Raw genomic sequence first — 13,748 nt, forward strand, 5'->3', positions numbered from 1 at the left:
TATATCGGTTTGTCCTGTAGGCGCGCTGAGCAGCGGGATCTACTTCTCCGGCAGGTCGTGGGAGATGAAGAAAACTGAAACCGTCTGTTCCCACTGCGGTGTCGGCTGTTCGTTCTTCGCGAACACGAAGGGGGAAAATCTTGTCCGCATAACGTCAAACGATTTCATCGGCATCAATAACGGGAACCTCTGCGTAAGGGGGAGGTTCGGCTTCGAGTACGCTCAGGGTGAGGAGAGGATAACCGCTCCTCAAACAAAGTCGGGTGACGGCTTTTTGGAGACAGGCTGGGACGAAGCTCTGGCGGAGGTATCCTCAAGGCTTAAAGATTATGCCGAAAAATTCGGGAGCAAGTCCATTGTCGGCATCGGCTCAGAGCGATCGACCAATGAAGACAACTATGCGTTCCAGAAATTTTTCCGCGACTGTCTCGCCAGCGGTAATATCGACAACGTCTCCAACATGGAGAACGCCTCGGTCTGTTCTGGACTGTTCGAGACATACGGCGGGTTCCCGATGGCGGCAAATTTCGGCGACATAAATGAATCGAACCTCTTTGTCTACATCGGCGCAGACGGAAGCAACGAATCGCCTGTAATGGGGAACATGATCCGCAAAGCGTTGATCAATAACAGCGCGGAAGTCGCGATCGCCTATTCGAAGGCTGGGGCTTTTCTGCCGGAACCGAAGATACAGCTCCCTTACAGCTATGCGGGGATGAACGGTTTCCTCCTTGCTCTCCTTGATGCGACAATCAAGTCGGGAAATCCTTCTGCAAAGGCCGACGCGTCGTTCGCATCGTCCGTGGCCGATTCAGCGTCTAAAGTTAAGCTGGAGAGCGCTCTTTCCCAAAAAGTTGGCGAACTTGTTCAGCTGATCGGGCAGAAAGGGAAACCTGTTTACATCGTCGGCAAGGAGGCGCAGACCCATCCAGACGCGAAAGCTATCATCGGAAATATTTTGAACCTCGCGAAGCTGACAGCGGGCAAGGTTTTCATCCTGAGGGAATACAGCAATACGCAGGGTGCGAACGACATGGGGGTTGCTCCCAAGCTCCTGCCCGGATACGGAAAAGAGAGCCGCACAGGTCTTAACTCCGATGGCGGCATCATCAGCCTCCTTGAGAGCGGAGATGTGAAGGCGCTCGTGATAATGAATGAAGATGTTATAGGGAGGTATCACAACTCCGCGCGACTCAGGAACGCCGTCTCAAAAGCGAAATACGTTGTAGTGATAGATCAGTTGACCAGCGAAACTTCCGCGATGGCGGATATCATCCTGCCGTCCGCGACGACTTTTGAAAGCGGCGGTACCATGACAAGCCTTGAGGGGCGCTGTCAGAAAGTGAACGCTTCGGTAAAACCTGCAGGCAGCAGCCGCCCGGCATGGCGGATACTTTCCGATCTCTCGAACATGATAGGGAAGTCTATCGGGTGCGGAAGCGCAGAGGAGATAGGCAAGGAAATTTCAGAGAAAACATCCATATATAAAAATCGCGGCAAGGATGGGCTATTGGATTACTCATCCCTCGCAGGAGCCGACTGGAAGCCACAGCTGATCCAGCATGAAAATGTAAAAGTAGAGAAGGGAAGTTATGTACTTCTCCCAGACCTCTCGCTCTACTCGCTTGGGATATATTCCGATAAATGCCCATCGCTCAAACAGGTGCAGGGTGGGCACCATGAAAATTCTGATATAAAGGGCGCTCCTTTGGTAGACTTTAATCCAGCCGACGGCGCGGAGCTCGGTTTGAGCGAAGGGGATTCGCTCAATCTGAAGTTCGCAAAAGGCGTGTGGAAATGCAAGGCGAGGTTTAATAAAGGTGTAAAGGCGGGTTCCATCAGGGTTCCGTATGGTATGGATAATTCGCGCATCGAAGAGGTAAAGATCACCGCGTCCGGCAAGGCGATCCCTTGCGTAAATCTCGCGGTGTTGAAGGAGTAGGCATGATCAACCAGTATATACCTGTACTAATCATGGTAATTGCGGCGACAGGCACCGCCGTTGCCATGCTGATCCTTACTACCGTGATAGGTCCGAAAAAACATTTCGACGAAAAGATGGAACCTTTTGAGTGCGGCGTGTCCCCAGTATCCGACCCGAACTCCAGGTTTTCAGTCCGTTTCTATGTCGTGGCGATGCTCTTCATAGTGTTCGATATCGAGGCGGTATTCCTGTTTCCGTGGGCCGCCATTTTCCGCCAGCTCGGCATATTCGGTTTTATCGAGATGATGGTTTTCCTGGCGATACTTACCGTGGGACTCGTATATATATGGAAGAAAGGGGCTCTGGAATGGGAATAGAGATAGAAGAGAAGACGCTCCCTTCTGGCCTTGCGGACAATATCATCCTCACGCAGGTGGACAAGTTCATTGGCTGGAGCAGGAAGTATTCCCTTTTCAGCTATCCGTTCATCACTGCGTGCTGCGGAATGGAATTCATGTCGGTCGCCGGTCCACGATACGATATCGACAGGTTCGGCGCGGCGCTTCCAAGATTCTCACCCCGTCAGGCGGATCTTCTCATGGTAGTTGGAACGATAAGCCACAAGCAGGCTCCGATACTGAACAAGATTTACAACCAGATGGCTGAGCCGAAATGGGTATTCTCATACGGCGCGTGCGTCTGTTCTGGCGGTATGTATAACAACTATTCAACAGTGCAGGGGATAGACACTATCATCCCGGTCGATATCTACGTACCCGGCTGTCCGCCGAGGCCGGAGATGGTATTCGACGGGCTGATGAAACTGCAGAAGATGATACAGGAAGAGCGATGGGCAAAGTGGCCTCGCGGAAGATCGCAGTATGAACCGCACGCAAAGGGAAAAGGGAAATAGATGGGCGCCATTACGCAGATCATCAAGGAAAAATTCCCCGACGTGGTGGTCGGCGCGCATGAACAGCATGGCGATGAGACCGTTACCATCAAAAAGGAGAGGGTGCTGGAAGTGATGCATTTCCTCCGCGATGACGAAAGGACCGCTTTCAATTTCCTTATGGACCTGACCGCCGTAGATTATTTCGGCAAAACGCCGAGGTTTGAGGTTGTTTACCATTTATACTCACTCGGCAAGAACCACCGCGTAAGGATAAAGGCGCAGGTTGCCGAGGACGACTGTTCGATAAACTCACTGGTGCCTATCTGGATAGGCGCTGACTGGTATGAGCGCGAGGTTTGGGATCTCTACGGGATCGCATTCAAGGGGCATCCGAACATGAAAAGGCTCCTTCTCTATGAAGAGTTCGTAGGACACCCGCTTAGAAAAGATTATCCGATCGATAAACGTCAACCATTAATAGGACCGGAGAACTGATGTCTGTAGAAAACGACGCCAGGATGGATCTGCACGCCAAGGAGATGATACTCAACATGGGTCCATCTCACCCGGCTACGCATGGAACAGTCCGGTTCCTCCTTAAGCTCGACGGCGAAAAGATAGTCCACATGGAAACGGAGATAGGGTACCTCCATCGCGGATTTGAAAAGCATTGCGAGAACGGAACATGGACCCAGGCCTTCCCGTATACCGACAGGCTCAACTACAACTCGGCGATGCAGAATAACGTCGCCTACGCGCTTGCGGTGGAAAAGCTTATGGGAGTAAGCGATAAACTTCCGGAACGTGCCCAGTACATAAGGGTAATGGTCTGCGAGCTGGCAAGGCTTGCCGACCACTACACGAATCTCGGCGCGGCGGCCCTGGAGCTTGGCGCGCTGACGGCGTTCATTTATCTTGTCGAATCGCGGGAGCTTGTCTGGGATCTGATCGAGTCTGTTTGCGGAGCGAGGCTCACCTCGAACTACATCCGCATCGGCGGTCTTTCCGCGGATCTTCCCGAAGGTTTCAAGGAGCATGTGAAGGAGGTCTTCGACAAGACCAAGGTTCTCTGCGATGAATTCGACAGACTCCTTACGCACAACAGGATATTCGTGGACAGAATGAGGGACGTGGCCCCTATTTCAAAAGAGGATGCCATTGCCTTCGGATTCACGGGGCCGTGTCTCAGGGCGGCAGGCGTCGAATACGACGTCCGCAAGGCTAATCCGTATCTCGTTTATGACAAACTCGATTTCGACGTCCCGGTAGGTACGACCGGCGACAATTTTGATATATACCTTGTAAGGCTTGAAGAGATCAATCAGTCGATCAGGATAGTGGAGCAGGTGCTGGAAAAAATGCCGGAAGGGCCGATAAATATCGATGATCCCGCTGTCCGACAGCCGTCGAAGGAAGATGTCTCAAGCAAGATGGAATCGATGATATTCCATTTTAAGAATCAGATCGAAGGGATAAAGGTCCCCAAGGGTGAAGCATACTTCGCTACGGAGGGGAGCAACGGCGAGGTAGGATTTTACGTTGTAAGCGATGGAAGCGGCAAGCCGTTCAAGTGCAGGGTACGCCCTCCGTGCATACCGCTTACACAGGCGATGGGCTTCCGCGTTCAGGGGGCGTTTCTCGCTGATATTATTCCGACATTCGATATGATCAACCTCATCGGCGGGGAGTGTGACAGGTAATGGACGGCTTGGCGATTTTTCAGACCCCCGGGATGTTTGGCAACATCATAGAAATGATGTTGAAGATCATTTTCATTTTTACGATGAATATGGGTTTCTTTGCGCCGGTTCTGACTTACGTTGAACGGAAGCAGTCGGCGTTCATGCAGGACAGGATCGGAGCGAACAGGGCCGACGTTTTCGGATTTACTTTTTTCGGCCTTCTCCATATCGTTACCGACGCGGTGAAGCTCATTGTCAAGGAAGATTTCATTCCGCGCGGCGCGGACAAGGTGCTCCACACCGTAGCTCCGCTCATTGCGGTTATTCCCGCGCTGATAGCCTTTTCAGTAATACCGTTCGGTGGTAAGTACAATCTCTGGGGGCACGAGGCAAACCTCGTCATCGCCGATCTCGACATTGGAATACTTTTTATTTTCGCTGTCGCCAGCATCGGCACCTACGGCGCGATAATCGCCGGATGGGCGTCCAACAACAACTGGTCGCTCCTTGGCGGTATCCGCGTCGGCGCGCAGATGCTTTCATATGAAGTCGCCATGGGGCTCACCATCGTCGGCATCTTCATGGTTTACGGCTCGCTTAAGATGACAGATATTGGCGCGGCGCAGGAAGACTTTTTCCATTGGGGGATATTCCTTCAGCCTTTGGGTTTCTTCCTTTTCTTCACATGCGCGCTGGCGGAGAACAAGAGGGTGCCGTTCGACGTTCCGGAAGCGGAGTCGGAACTTGTAGCCGGCTACTTCACCGAATATTCGGGCCTGAAGTTCGCCATGTTCTGGATGGCGGAGTTTCTCGAGATAGTCACCATATCGGCGGTGCTTACGGCGCTCTTCTTCGGAGGGTGGCATATACCGTTCGTATCTCACGCGATGCTTTCAGGTTTCCTTTCGGGGATAGTAGGGCCGGACTTCGCGGAGCTTATAACGATGTTTGTACATGTGGGGGTTTTCTGGCTGAAGGTAGCCATACTCATCTTCCTCCAGATGGTTATCAGGTGGACGCTTCCAAGGTTCAGATACGACCAGGTGATGATGCTTGGATGGAAAATAATACTCCCCCTTTCGCTTGCGAACATAGCGGTGACGGGGCTGATTTTACTTTTGGTGGGATGATGGCTGGGAATTATAAAAAGGTAAATCGCGATTTGACCATGTCCTTCTGGGACAGGCTCTATATCCCGGAGATAATCCGCGGACTCTGGATCACAAGCGCGCACTTTTTTCCGAACCTCTTCTCCACCATGTTCGCCTATGTAACAGGGGATCCGACAAAACGGAAGATAATGACCATCTACTATCCAGAAGAACTGCCGAATATCCCCGACGCGTACCGCGGAAGGCCTGTGCTGGTGCAGGGTAAGGATGGCAGGGAAAAATGCGTGGCGTGCGGACTATGCGAAGTCGCATGCCCGCCGAAGTGCATAAGTATTGTCGGCGAGTTGAGGGAGGATGGCACGCGCCATCCGAAGAGCTACATCCTCGACGGCTCGCGCTGTATCTTCTGCGGTCTATGCGAGGAGGCATGTCCAGTAGAGGCTATCGTGATGAGCCACGAGTATCAGAATCTCAGCGAGTACCACAGGGGTTTAATGATCTACGACAAGGAAGAGCTTCTGGTGCCGGAAGAAAAACTTGAGCGACGGTTGAAGTTCATAAGAGGAAGGGCTTTCGGCAAATGCAACTACTGATATTCTATATATTCGGTTTCATAGCGGTTTTCGCTGCGGTATCGGTTGTTCTTGCGCGCAAACCGGTCATGTCGGCCCTTTACCTGATCCTAAACATGCTCGCGCTCGCCGCGATATACGTTCAGTTAAACGCGCATCTCATCGCGGCGCTTCAGGTCATCGTTTACGCCGGCGCGATCGTCGTTCTCGCACTTTTTGTCATCATGCTACTTAATCTCCGCGAAAAACAGGGGATCGTCTCGTATCACAGGACGGCGGTCCAGGCTATCGGCATTATCATTGTTGCTTTCGTAATGACATCTCTGGCGTCAGCGGTAAACTCCGGAGGACTGCCTGCGGCAGGGCCGGAGTCGGCTGAGTTTGGAACGGTCGTCGGTGTTGCGAAAGTTTTATTTACAAATTATCTCCTCCCCTTCGAGATAGCATCGGTGCTGTTGCTGGCGGCTATCGTAGGGGCGGTTATTTTAAGCAAGTCGAAGGTGTAATGATGGAAGCTGTAGCAAGTTTAAACCATTACCTGATACTGAGCGCCGTGCTCTTTTCCATCGGCGTTATCGGGGTTGTCACGAGGCGAAACGCCATCGTCATATACATGAGCATTGAAGTGATGCTGAACGCGGTGAACCTCACGTTCATCGCCTTTTCAAATCACCTGAACGATATGGGTGGGCAGGTCTTCACGTTCATGGTTATGGCGGTTGCCGCGGCGGAAGCCGCTGTCGGCCTGGCGATCATCATCGCGCTGTTCAGAAATAAAAATACCGTCGATGTCGACGAAGTGAACCTTTTAAAAGGATAGGGCAGAGGTATGGGGAATTACTTGTGGGTTATCGTTCTGCTTCCTCTTTTGGGAGCGACGGTTAACGGCATACTTGGTCCGGTAGTAAAGAAGAACACCGTTACAGCGTTCGCGCTCGGCACCACCGGGCTGTCCTTTATCCTTGCCGTTGTAGCCTTCTTTCAGCTTGTCGGGCTTCCGGCGGATGAAAGGGCAATAACTAACACCGTCTACTCGTGGATAGAGGTCGGCGATATGAACGTAAACGTATCGTTCCTCCTCGATCCGCTTTCGGGATTGTGGCTTCTTGTCGTTACCGGCGTAGGGTTCCTCATTCATGTCTACTCGGTCGGTTACATGGATCACGACCATTCGTATTGGAGATTTTTCACATACCTAAATCTCTTCATGTTCTCCATGCTGATGCTCGTGATGGGTGACAACTACCTCCTGATGTTCATCGGGTGGGAAGGGGTGGGGCTCTGCTCATACCTCCTTATAGGATACGACTATCACCGTGATGCCGCCGCCGTTGCCGGAAAGAAGGCGTTCGTGATGAACAGGATCGGTGATTTCGGATTCATACTCGGCATATTCCTCATCTTCGTGACGTTCGGCTCAATCAACTATCACGACGTTTTCGGCTCGGCCCACAACGTGTTGACAGAAGGGGGCGTTATAGTCACGGCGATTGCGTTGCTTCTGTTTGTCGGCGCGGTCGGTAAATCGGCGCAGATACCGCTTTACACATGGCTTCCCGACGCGATGGAAGGCCCTACTCCCGTTTCTGCTCTCATTCACGCGGCGACGATGGTTACCGCTGGTGTATATATGGTCTGCCGCTCCGCCGTTCTCTTTAATATGGCGCCGACAGCGATGATGGTTGTCGCCGTTATCGGATGCGCGACCGCAGTGTTCGCGGCGACCATCGGTCTTTTTCAGAAAGATATTAAACGCGTCCTCGCATATTCGACAGTTTCACAGCTCGGCTACATGTTCATGGCGGCTGGAATAGGGGCATATGTTGCCGCGGCGTTCCACGTTATGACCCACGCGTTTTTCAAGGCGTGCCTCTTTCTTGGCTCCGGCTCGGTTATTCACGGACTTTCCGGCGAGCAGAATATGGACAAGATGGGGGATCTTAAAAAGCATATGCCGAGAACTTACTGGACGTTCCTTATCTCAACGCTCGCTATCTCCGGCATATTCCCTTTTGCCGGGTTCTTCAGCAAGGACGAAATTCTCTACTCTACATACAATTCAGGGAGCCTGGTGCTTTGGGGTATCGCATCGGTAGCCGCCGGAGTGACGGCGTTCTACATGTTCAGGGCGGTATTTATGACCTTCCACGGCGAGAGCAGGGTGGAGCCGGAGGCGATGAAGCATCTTCACGAATCTCCAAACGTGATGACAATGCCGCTGATAATCCTCGCCGGTCTCGCGACAGTCGGAGGTTTCCTCGGTATACCGATGATTGAGGGGGCGAACGTGCTTCATAATTTCCTCGGGCCGCTCTTTGAAGCGGGGCGCCACGAAGCGGCGCATGACACCGCGCATCACTCCGCCGCTCTTGAGCTCGGCCTGATGGGGCTTTCACTCGGCATCGCGATCATCGGCATTTCGCTGGCGTACTACTTCTATATAAAGAATACGGCTCTGAGGGACAGCCTGTACGGCACGTTCAAGGGAATACATAAAGTTATCTTTAACAAATACTATGTGGATGAGATCTACGACGCGATATTCACGAATCCGATAGTAAGCGTCTCAAGGGAATTCCTGCACAAGGTTATTGACGTAGTAATCATCGACGGCCTTGTGAACGGAGTCGGCTCTTTCTTCACGACGCTCAGCGAAATGGCTAAAAGGATGCAACCCGGCATGGTCCGCCACTACGCGCTTACGATGCTTGTCGTTTCGATCATGATGGTCAGCTACTTTCTCTGGGGAGCAAAATGAATTTACCGATACTTTCAATTCTGACCTTCGTGCCGCTGGTTGGCGCGCTCATCATACTCTTCCTCAAGAGCGAGAATAAAAAGCTGATAAACGGAGTGACATTCGCGACCGGCGTTATCGATTTCATTCTCTCCATTCCGCTCTTCTTCATGTTCAAGGACGGGACTTCGGAGATGCAGTTCGTTGAGAGGCACGAGTGGATAAAGAGCTTCGGCATTGAATACTACATGGGGGTAGACGGAATTTCTCTCTTCATGGTGCTTCTCACCACGTTCACCTGCATGATCTGCTACCTCTCCACATGGACGGCAATAGAAAAGAACGTGAAAGAGTTCAATATCATGATGCTGGTGCTTCAAACGTCGATGATAGGCGTTTTCTGCGCGCTTGATTTTGTGCTCTTCTACTTCTTCTGGGAGCTGATGCTCATACCGATGTATATCATCATCGGCGTGTGGGGCGGTCAGCGAAGGATCTACGCCACTGTAAAGTTCTTCATTTTTACTATGGCAGGCTCGGTGCTGATGCTTTTGGCCATTCTAGTTCTTTATGTTGAAAAGCACGCGCAGACGGGGGTCTACACTTTCGATATTCTTTCATATCACGGAATCTCGCTTAACCCTGTTGCGCAGATGTGGCTCTTTCTTTTCTTCTTCATCGCGTTTGCCATAAAGGTTCCGCTCTGGCCGGTGCATACATGGTTGCCGGACGCGCACGTGGAAGCGCCTACCGCCGGGTCGGTGATTCTTGCCGGCATTCTCCTGAAGATGGGGACGTACGGATACCTGAGATTCGCGGTACCGATCTTCCCCGAAGCGGCCTACTCATCGATCTGGTGGGTGTCGTGGATAGCGATAATCGGAATCATTTACGGCGCGCTCGTCGCGATGGTACAGGATGACATCAAGAAACTTGTCGCTTACTCATCCGTGAGCCATCTCGGTTTTGTGGTGCTTGGAACATTCGCATTCAACGTGAGGGGGATCGAAGGGGCGCTGATGCAGATGATAAATCATGGTATATCCACAGGCGGGCTCTTCCTCCTTGTAGGCGTTCTATATGAAAGACGGCACACAAGGCTCATCAAGGAATACGGCGGGATCACGAAAGTGATGCCGAAGTTCGCCGTGGTATTCATGATAGTCACGCTGTCGTCCATCGCGCTTCCCGGCACGAACGGCTTTATCGGCGAGTTCCTTATACTGCTCGGCGTGTTCGAGGCGAACAAACTTTACGCCGTCTTCGCATCAACGGGTGTGATCTTCGGAGCGGTATACATGCTCTGGATGTATCAGCGCGTGATGTTCGGCGAAGTGACGAACGAAAAGAATAAAAATCTGCCCGACCTTACAAAGAGGGAGATGGCCTATTTCGCTCCGCTCATATTCGTGATCTTCTGGCTCGGCGTCTATCCGAATCCGATATTGAAAAAGATGGAACCGTCGGTAAAGGCGCTTATCTCAGATGTGGACAAGGCGCGCAATGCCTCCGCGGAAAAGCGCGAATTTCTTCTCGCGAAGGCCGACAATATCAGCACGGATGAGGTGAAATAGAGATGCCTATACAGATACCATCGGTAAATCTTCTGGCGATCGCGCCGGAGCTTCTCCTCACGGCTGTTGCGTGTTGCGTGCTGATAATGGACGTCTTCTCCACAAAGAAGGGTGGAGCATATCTTGCCTATTTCACCTTTGCCGGTCTCGCGACCGCAATGGCGATAGCGCTTGCGCCGCAGGCGGAGACGTTCTCCACGTTTTCGGGGATGTACTCGGTTGACAGGTTCAGTCAGTTTTTCAAAGTGATCTTTCTGATGGGGACGATGCTCACGGTTCTGATATCGGTGAGATACGCTCATGACAACCGGATAAATCACGGAGAGTATTACGCGCTCCTTCTTTTCGCTACGACCGGCATGATGTTCATGGGCGCCGGCAAAGATATGATGACCATCTTCCTCGGGCTGGAGCTTCTCTCCATTTCGCTTTACGTCCTTGTAGGATATACAAGGACAAGGCTGGAATCGAACGAGGCGTCGCTGAAATACTTCCTGCTTGGCGCGTTCGCTACCGGTTTCCTTCTGTACGGCATGGCGCTGATCTACGGGATAACGGGTGAGACCAATCTTCCGAAGATCGCCGCAAAGCTCGCGGAGAATACTGAGAACAGGGTCATCCTCACCATCGCGATGGGTATGCTTCTGGTTGGTTTCGGCTTCAAGATAGGCGCGGTGCCTTTCCATCAGTGGACGCCAGATGTCTATCAGGGCGCGCCGATCCCGATCACCGCATTTATGTCGGCAGGGCCGAAGGCGGCTGGGCTCGCCGCGCTCCTCAGGGTTTTCGTTGAGGCTTTCAATTACTCCCAGGTGAGCTGGACCATCTGGATAGCCCTCCTCGCGGTCCTTACCATGACGGTCGGAAACGTGGCGGCGCTGGTTCAGAAGGATCTAAAGAGAATGCTCGCATTTTCATCGATCGCCCACGCGGGGTACGCTCTTGTCGGTGTTTCCGCGGCGAACAGCGACGGCCTGTCGTCGGTCATGTACTACCTCCTTGTATACACCTTCATGAATATCGGCGCGTTCGGGATCTTCACCCTTGTGGCAAGACAGAACGAGCAGGATACGAGCGTGGAGTCGTTCAGGGGATTCGCATATACAAATCCGCTCCTTGCGGCGGCAATGACGATATTCATTTTTTCACTTGCGGGAATACCGCCAATGGCCGGGTTCCTGGCGAAGTTCTATGTATTCATGTCGGCGGTCGCCGCAGGTAAGGTAGGTCTCGTTCTTGTTGCCGTGCTGAATTCGGCGATAGGGGTGTACTACTATTTGAGGGTCGTTGTCGTCATGTACATGAAGGATGCCGAATCGGGGGTCGAGATTCCCAAAGCGTCACCTTCTCTCGTGGCCGCGACTATCCTTGCGGTCTTCGCCATAATGAAGCTAGGCATTTCACCGGGGTATTATCTCGAGATGGCCAGCAAGGCGTTCTTGACCTTCTAGCCCCCTCTCTTTTCGCATCCGCCGGGCAGTGCGGGCAAAATACCATTTGCGCCGTCTGCTGTTTTGAAAAGAGAAAAAACCGTGTAGAATCTTGGCTAACAAACTCCAATGTGCCGGAGTGGTGAAATTGGTAGACGCAGGGGACTCAAAATCCCCCGGGGGCAACCTCGTGTCGGTTCGATTCCGACCTCCGGCACCATTTCCATAATCAATCTCAATCAGTTCAGCCGCTTCCTCATATAAGGGTATCAAATTCAAACGAGGTTGCTGCTTTGGCCATTCTTTTTGTCTATAGAAGATTCTGGGAGTTTCCAGCTTACAGTACCCGGAGTAACCCCCGTAGCCGCAAGGATATATAGATAGATTCAGGTTCATCAAGATGAAATTCTAGTATGTGATGTTTTGATGAGAAAAAGGAGGTTGCCGGGTCGGTGGTTATAGTACCGACCCGGCAGAGAACAGGGCGATTAGGGCATTAAAGGGAGCCGGGCGAGTGTTTTATTTACTCACCCCGGTCTTCCCTGATGGTCACTAACGTTTCAGGTTAACTGCTTCTGTAAGCATATCGTCTGTCGTCGTGATGATTCGCGACGCGGCCTGGTAGGCGCGCTGGTGCTGTATCATCTTTACGAACTCAGACGCCAGATCGACGTTTGAAAGTTCAAGCGCGGAACCGAGGATGGTGCCAAGACCGCCGATACCCGCGGAGCCGAATATCGGCTGACCCGAATCGGCTGTTTCCGCGTAGAGCGATCCGCCCATCCTTTCTAGTCCCCACGGACTTGTGAATTTCGTCACGACAAGCTGGTAGAGAGGATCGGTCTGTCCGTTTGAGAATAGCCCGGTCACGACCCCGTCGGTACCTACCGAAAGGCCTTTCAATACTCCGTTCGAGTATCCGTCCTGTTCGATAAATGTTGTTGTCGAAGGGGCGACATAGCTTGTTATGTCGGCATACGATGTTCCGTTCGGCTGAAGCGTCAGCCAGTTCATGCTGATCGCACCCGCGCCGGTAGTCGTAAAGTTGTTTATGGCGACCGGAGGGGGAGTAACGCCGCCTGAAGCGGACGAGAGGAGGTTGCCAGTTGTGTTGAATACAAGGGTTCCGGTCGCGCCCGAAGTAATAGTGCCTGACGATGATGTGATCGCGTAATCCCAGTTAAGCGCCGACGCTTTTGTGAGAGCGAAGTTCAGAGTGATCCTTTCACCAAGATTATTGTATGTATCGAAGCTTGTATTGAATGTGGTGCCAGCGCTTGCCGATGCGTTCAGGTTCAGCCCGATTTTGAAATTCGACGTCGCGCGCGGCATCGACTGCACGCCCGCCAGATCGATATTGGACTGGAGGCCGGAAACAGTGGAGCTACCGGCTATGGTTGTAGTGATCTTGCGCCCCTGAACAACGAAATTGTTCGGATTCACAAGTCTTCCTCTGTCATCTATCGTAAACTGTCCCGCTCTTGTGTAATAGAAGGACTGGTTGGGCTCATCGTATACACGGAAAAACCCGTCACCCTGAATGGCGACGTCCGTGGCGTTTCCGGTTGTTTCAAACGAGCCTTGTGCCCAGCTCGGTGAGATATCGTGGGTATAGACGCCGCGTCCCATCTGCATGATGGTGCTTCCATTCGCCAGCGAGTTGGCAAGTATGTCGGAAAATATAGACCGGTTGGCCTTGTATCCGATCGTGTTCACGTTGGCGATGTTATCGCCTATTACGTTCATAGAGTTTCCCATTGTCAGTATGCCACTGACTCCGGTTCCCATTGCGCTTTGTAGACTCATTGTATCCTCCTTTTAT

At 52.2% G+C, this 13,748-nt stretch carries 13 protein-coding genes and 1 tRNA gene; 13 read left to right on the forward strand and 1 reads right to left on the reverse strand.

The window, feature by feature from the left end; translation table 11 throughout:
- The 13 genes from OEY64_04930 to OEY64_04990 all read left to right on the forward strand — a co-directional run.
- A partial coding sequence (locus tag OEY64_04930) for a molybdopterin-dependent oxidoreductase (protein MDH5542292.1) occupies positions 1 to 1,942 on the forward strand: 1,942 nt, incomplete at its 5' end.
- Positions 1,943 to 1,944: 2 nt separating this feature from the next.
- Positions 1,945 to 2,301 (forward strand): NADH-quinone oxidoreductase subunit A, encoded by a 357-nt coding sequence (gene ndhC, locus OEY64_04935; GenBank protein ID MDH5542293.1) that lies wholly within the window; start codon positions 1,945 to 1,947, stop codon positions 2,299 to 2,301.
- Positions 2,292 to 2,837 carry an NADH-quinone oxidoreductase subunit NuoB gene (gene nuoB / locus OEY64_04940; GenBank protein ID MDH5542294.1) on the forward strand — a complete coding sequence of 182 codons (546 nt, stop codon included), beginning with the start codon at positions 2,292 to 2,294 and terminating at the stop codon, positions 2,835 to 2,837. Before ndhC ends, nuoB begins: the two co-directional genes overlap by 10 nt.
- Positions 2,838 to 3,314, forward strand: a complete 477-nt coding sequence (locus OEY64_04945) for an NADH-quinone oxidoreductase subunit C (GenBank protein MDH5542295.1) — start codon at positions 2,838 to 2,840, stop codon at positions 3,312 to 3,314.
- Positions 3,314 to 4,519: an NADH-quinone oxidoreductase subunit D gene (locus OEY64_04950; protein MDH5542296.1), complete on the forward strand. Its 1,206-nt coding sequence runs from the start codon at positions 3,314 to 3,316 to the stop codon at positions 4,517 to 4,519. The genes OEY64_04945 and OEY64_04950 overlap by 1 nt, the downstream gene beginning before the upstream one ends.
- Positions 4,519 to 5,631 (forward strand): NADH-quinone oxidoreductase subunit NuoH, encoded by a 1,113-nt coding sequence (gene nuoH / locus OEY64_04955; GenBank protein MDH5542297.1) that lies wholly within the window; start codon positions 4,519 to 4,521, stop codon positions 5,629 to 5,631. Before OEY64_04950 ends, nuoH begins: the two co-directional genes overlap by 1 nt.
- Complete coding sequence (locus OEY64_04960; GenBank protein MDH5542298.1) at positions 5,628 to 6,206, forward strand: NADH-quinone oxidoreductase subunit I; 579 nt, start codon at positions 5,628 to 5,630, stop codon at positions 6,204 to 6,206. Before nuoH ends, OEY64_04960 begins: the two co-directional genes overlap by 4 nt.
- Entirely contained in the window at positions 6,194 to 6,691 is a 498-nt protein-coding gene (locus tag OEY64_04965; GenBank protein ID MDH5542299.1) for an NADH-quinone oxidoreductase subunit J, read from the forward strand. The genes OEY64_04960 and OEY64_04965 overlap by 13 nt, the downstream gene beginning before the upstream one ends.
- A 2-nt stretch (positions 6,692 to 6,693) precedes the next feature.
- Complete coding sequence (gene nuoK / locus OEY64_04970) at positions 6,694 to 7,005, forward strand: NADH-quinone oxidoreductase subunit NuoK (GenBank protein MDH5542300.1); 312 nt, start codon at positions 6,694 to 6,696, stop codon at positions 7,003 to 7,005.
- 9 nt (positions 7,006 to 7,014) lie between these two features.
- On the forward strand, positions 7,015 to 8,943 hold the full coding sequence (gene nuoL, locus OEY64_04975) for an NADH-quinone oxidoreductase subunit L (GenBank protein ID MDH5542301.1): 1,929 nt from the start codon (positions 7,015 to 7,017) through the stop codon (positions 8,941 to 8,943).
- Positions 8,940 to 10,496, forward strand: a complete 1,557-nt coding sequence (locus tag OEY64_04980) for an NADH-quinone oxidoreductase subunit M (GenBank protein MDH5542302.1) — start codon at positions 8,940 to 8,942, stop codon at positions 10,494 to 10,496. The genes nuoL and OEY64_04980 overlap by 4 nt, the downstream gene beginning before the upstream one ends.
- A 2-nt stretch (positions 10,497 to 10,498) precedes the next feature.
- A complete protein-coding gene (locus OEY64_04985) occupies positions 10,499 to 11,947 on the forward strand; it encodes an NADH-quinone oxidoreductase subunit N (GenBank protein ID MDH5542303.1) in 1,449 nt (482 codons plus the stop codon).
- 112 nt (positions 11,948 to 12,059) lie between these two features.
- A tRNA-Leu gene (locus OEY64_04990) sits at positions 12,060 to 12,146 on the forward strand.
- A 332-nt stretch (positions 12,147 to 12,478) separates the two neighbouring features.
- Here the strand turns inward: OEY64_04990 and OEY64_04995 are convergent.
- Positions 12,479 to 13,732, reverse strand: coding sequence for a flagellar hook protein FlgE (locus OEY64_04995; protein MDH5542304.1), 1,254 nt, complete (start codon positions 13,730 to 13,732; stop codon positions 12,479 to 12,481).
- Between the last annotated feature and the right edge of the window lie 16 nt (positions 13,733 to 13,748).

Source organism: Nitrospinota bacterium (assembly GCA_029881495.1).
Lineage (GTDB): Bacteria > Nitrospinota_A > UBA7883 > JACRGQ01 > JACRGQ01 > JAOUMJ01.

Excerpts from the sequence above, each read along its gene's own strand:
- OEY64_04965 (MDH5542299.1), top strand. The coding sequence starts at position 6,194 with ATGCAACTACTGATATTCTATATATTCGGTTTCATAGCGGTTTTCGCT.
- OEY64_04980 (MDH5542302.1), top strand. The coding sequence starts at position 8,940 with ATGAATTTACCGATACTTTCAATTCTGACCTTCGTGCCGCTGGTTGGC.
- OEY64_04945 (MDH5542295.1), top strand. The coding sequence starts at position 2,838 with ATGGGCGCCATTACGCAGATCATCAAGGAAAAATTCCCCGACGTGGTG.
- OEY64_04985 (MDH5542303.1), top strand. The coding sequence starts at position 10,499 with ATGCCTATACAGATACCATCGGTAAATCTTCTGGCGATCGCGCCGGAG.
- nuoH (MDH5542297.1), top strand. The coding sequence starts at position 4,519 with ATGGACGGCTTGGCGATTTTTCAGACCCCCGGGATGTTTGGCAACATC.
- nuoK (MDH5542300.1), top strand. The coding sequence starts at position 6,694 with ATGGAAGCTGTAGCAAGTTTAAACCATTACCTGATACTGAGCGCCGTG.
- ndhC (MDH5542293.1), top strand. The coding sequence starts at position 1,945 with ATGATCAACCAGTATATACCTGTACTAATCATGGTAATTGCGGCGACA.
- nuoB (MDH5542294.1), top strand. The coding sequence starts at position 2,292 with ATGGGAATAGAGATAGAAGAGAAGACGCTCCCTTCTGGCCTTGCGGAC.
- nuoL (MDH5542301.1), top strand. The coding sequence starts at position 7,015 with ATGGGGAATTACTTGTGGGTTATCGTTCTGCTTCCTCTTTTGGGAGCG.
- OEY64_04950 (MDH5542296.1), top strand. The coding sequence starts at position 3,314 with ATGTCTGTAGAAAACGACGCCAGGATGGATCTGCACGCCAAGGAGATG.
- OEY64_04995 (MDH5542304.1), bottom strand. The coding sequence starts at position 13,732 with ATGAGTCTACAAAGCGCAATGGGAACCGGAGTCAGTGGCATACTGACA.
- OEY64_04960 (MDH5542298.1), top strand. The coding sequence starts at position 5,628 with ATGATGGCTGGGAATTATAAAAAGGTAAATCGCGATTTGACCATGTCC.